Genomic DNA, 3385 nt, shown 5'->3' on the forward strand with positions numbered 1-3385 from the left:
GCCCAGATGCTCGGGCATGAGGACATCGAAGCCCGCCCGCTCCAGGAGAGCCAGCATGGCCTCCGGCGCCGGCAGCAAGGCATGGGGCGTTGCTGGGGCGCCGAACATGCGCGTTGCGCAGCTTGGGAAGTAAACGATGGACGGCCGCCCCGTCTGGGCGATGGGCACGGGAAAGCCGGTGCGGCGGGGATTCTGCCGGGTTTCGGTTGGTTTGGGCGACCCCGGTCCGTGCCGCAAGGCGCGGGAAACGCGGGGCACCCGTTCGCCCGTCAGGCGCCGGGCCGCGTCGGTCACGGCTTCCACCATCGGCGCCGGGATAACCGCCCGTGCCGCATCAGCCACGGCTACGCCGCCGCGCATCATGGCTTCCACCGCGCCGCGGTGGTCCGCAGCAAAGCCGGCCACGGATCGCGCCGTCGCGCCGCGCCGCTGCGTCCGCTGGCCAATGATCATGGTGCCCGTCTCGATGCCCACCGGGCAGCGGATGGAGCAAAGATTGCAGGCGGCGCAGGTATCAAGGCCGGGATACTGGAAATCGCGGTCGAGCTGTTCGAGCCGCTTGGGATCGCTTCCGGTGGCGCGCAGGTATTCGCGCTCACGGGTGACCGCAATGCGTTGGCGCGGCGACAGCGTCATGTGGTGGCTGGGGCAGGCGGGCTCGCAGAAGCCGCATTCGATGCAGAGGTCAACCAGCTCGTCGGCCAGGGGCATGACCTTGAGGTGCTTGACGTGAATCTTGCTGTCGTTGTTGAGCAGAACGCCGGGGTTAAGCAGCCCCTCGGGATCAAACAGGGCCTTGATCCGGTGCATCAGGGCATAGGCCTTGGAACCCCATTCCGCTTCCACGAAGGGGGCGATGGCGCGGCCAGTGCCGTGTTCGGCCTTGAGTGAGCCGCCGTAGCGCACCGATACAAGGTCGCTGAGGGCAGCGGAGAACGCGTCGAACTTTTCGGCGGCACCAGGCTTGGAAAAGTCATCGCCCATCTGGAAGTGGAGGTTTCCGGCCAGGGCATGGCCGAAAATTACCGCATCCTCATAGCCGTGCTCGTCGAGCATGGCGCGCAGGTCGAGAACGAAATCGGCAAGCTTCTCGATGGGCGCAGCCACGTCTTCGGTCAGCATCGAGCTGCCCTTGGGACGCATGGCACCGGCGGAGGCAAAAAATCCCTTCCGAATATCCCAGAGTTCGTGGCTGCGATGCGCGTCGGTCGAGAAGTCGATATGCGTGGCGCCTTCTTCGCCCAGCAATGCCACCGCGGCCGCAGTCTCGCGCGCCAGGGTTTCGGCGTCGGGTGCGGTGACGTCGATCAAGACGGCAGGCGAGTTCTCGGTGAGCCAGGGCAAGAGCGGGGCCATGGGAACGAGGTGTTCCACCGTCGAAAGGGCTCGGCGCTCGATATACTCGGCGGCGGTAACGCCCGTCGTCACCTGCACGCCGCCATTGGCCATGCGGATAATGGCGCGGCCAGCCGACTGTGGATCGGGGAAGGGCACCAGTGCCGTGGCCTTGAAGGGGTGCTCGGGCACGGTGTTGTAGGTCACCTCGGACACAAAGCCGAGCGTGCCTTCCGAACCCACCATGAGGTGGATGAGGATCTCCAGCGGATCGTGATAATCGACCAGAGCATTGAGCGAATAGCCGACGGTGTTCTTGATGCGGTATTTCTTGCGGATCAGCGCCACGAGCTCGGCATCGGCCATCACGTCATGGTGCAGCTGGCTTATGCCCTCAAGCATCGCGGCATGGGTGATGCGGAAACTGTCCCGGCTCACGGCATCTCCGGAATCGAGCACCGTGCCATCGGTGAGGACGATCCGCAGCCGCGCCATGGTGTGGTAGGTGTTCTGCGCCACCCCGCAACACATGCCGGACGAGTTGTTGTTGACCACGCCACCGATCTTGCAGGTGGCCTGGGATGCCGGATCGGGACCGATCTTTTTGTTATGGGGTTTCAGCGCCGCATTGGCCTGGGCAACGATGATCGCTGGCCCCAAGGTGATCTGCTCTGCCCCTGGATGAATCTGGAGCTTGCGCCAGCCATCGCCCAGCACGGCGAGCACGCCATCGGTCACCGCCTGGCCGCTCAGCGAGGTGCCTGCGGCGCGAAAGGTTATGGGTAGACCCTCGGCTCGTGCAGCCCGCATGACGGCACGGACCTCATCCTCGGAATTGATGAACACCACGACGGCCGGGATGAGCCGGTACGAACTGGCATCGCCGCTCCAGGCATAGGTCATCAATGGGTCGGTGAATATTCGCCCACGGACCTCGCCCTTGAGGCGAGCCGCGACACGCTCACCGGCAGCCTGCCGGTCGGGTGCGGTTTGATGCGGCTGAAGGGAGGCGGAGGAGGTCGGAGAGGTGGCTTGCTGCATCCGCCCTAACTAACATGTTAGTTGATCGGCGCGAAGAGCCTCCTTCCCAAGTGATGGACGGCGAGGTGGCTCGCCGTCCCTGGTGGGGCTAGATGTCGATGTCGTCGTCGCCCAGGCGGTCGAGTTCAGCGGCGGCACGGCGGAGGATTTCGGCGGCGCGATGCTGCTGTTCCTCGGTGCCGTGGCGCGCCTTCTTGAGCGCTGCCTTGAGGGTACGACGGGCCTCGTTCAGCTCGGGCACCACATCCTTGAGATCGCGGTCGGCATCGCCGCGCGGGGGCGGCGCGCCCCAGTGAGCGCCGGGACCCCGACCATGCGGACGGCCCTCATCTCCTGGTCCGCCATCGCGCCCGAACGGCCAATCGGCGCGGGCAAATTCGCGAAACTTGCTCATCTGCTCGCCGGCTTTTGCAAGAAAAGCGAGGGTCGACTCGATCGCTTCGCGGTTGTCGCTGAGATGGGCGCGGCCTTCAACGGTGATGGTATAGAGCTTCTTGTTACCTTCGGCCTGGGAGGTGACGTAGCCGGCCTCCTCCAGAAAGGTCAGCGCTGGGTATACGATGCCGGGGCTGGGCGTATAAACGCCACCCGACTTTTCCTCGATGGCGCGGATCAGGTCATAGCCGTGACGGGGCTGCTGCTCGATCAGGTAAAGCGCGACAAGGCGGAGGTCGCCGGCAGCCAGCATGCGGCCGATGCGGAAGTTGCCGCCCATATTGCCCCACCCTTCGTTGCCACCCTCTAGCCCCGAGGCGAAGCGCCCCCAACTGCGCCGGGCCATGGCCTCGAGCTGCCGCCAATTGGGTTCACCATTGTTCCAGTATCTTGGCACGATGTGTCTCCGATATATTTTTGCTCCCTGATCTAACAGATCAGAGCGCCCGCGACCGTTTTCAAGATATATCTTACGATTGTTTCAGACAGAAAAAAGCTCCGAAACCAGAGGTTCCGGAGCGTTGGTGTAGTGGCTCTGTGCAGGGTGCTAAAGCGTGGGCGCCGGCGCGTTGTC

General features: G+C 64.4%; 2 protein-coding genes. Both read right to left on the reverse strand.

Going from position 1 to position 3385, the window contains the following annotated elements; genetic code table 11:
* The coding region (locus tag AC5JLB_RS18710; RefSeq protein WP_495875337.1) for an FAD-binding and (Fe-S)-binding domain-containing protein at window positions 1-2376 on the reverse strand (2376 nt) is incomplete at its 3' end.
* A gap of 88 nt (window positions 2377-2464) precedes the next feature.
* Complete coding sequence (locus AC5JLB_RS18715) at window positions 2465-3208, reverse strand: PadR family transcriptional regulator (protein WP_495875338.1); 744 nt, start codon at window positions 3206-3208, stop codon at window positions 2465-2467.
* Window positions 3209-3385 lie beyond the last annotated feature (177 nt).

Source organism: Myxacorys chilensis, assembly GCF_059505265.1.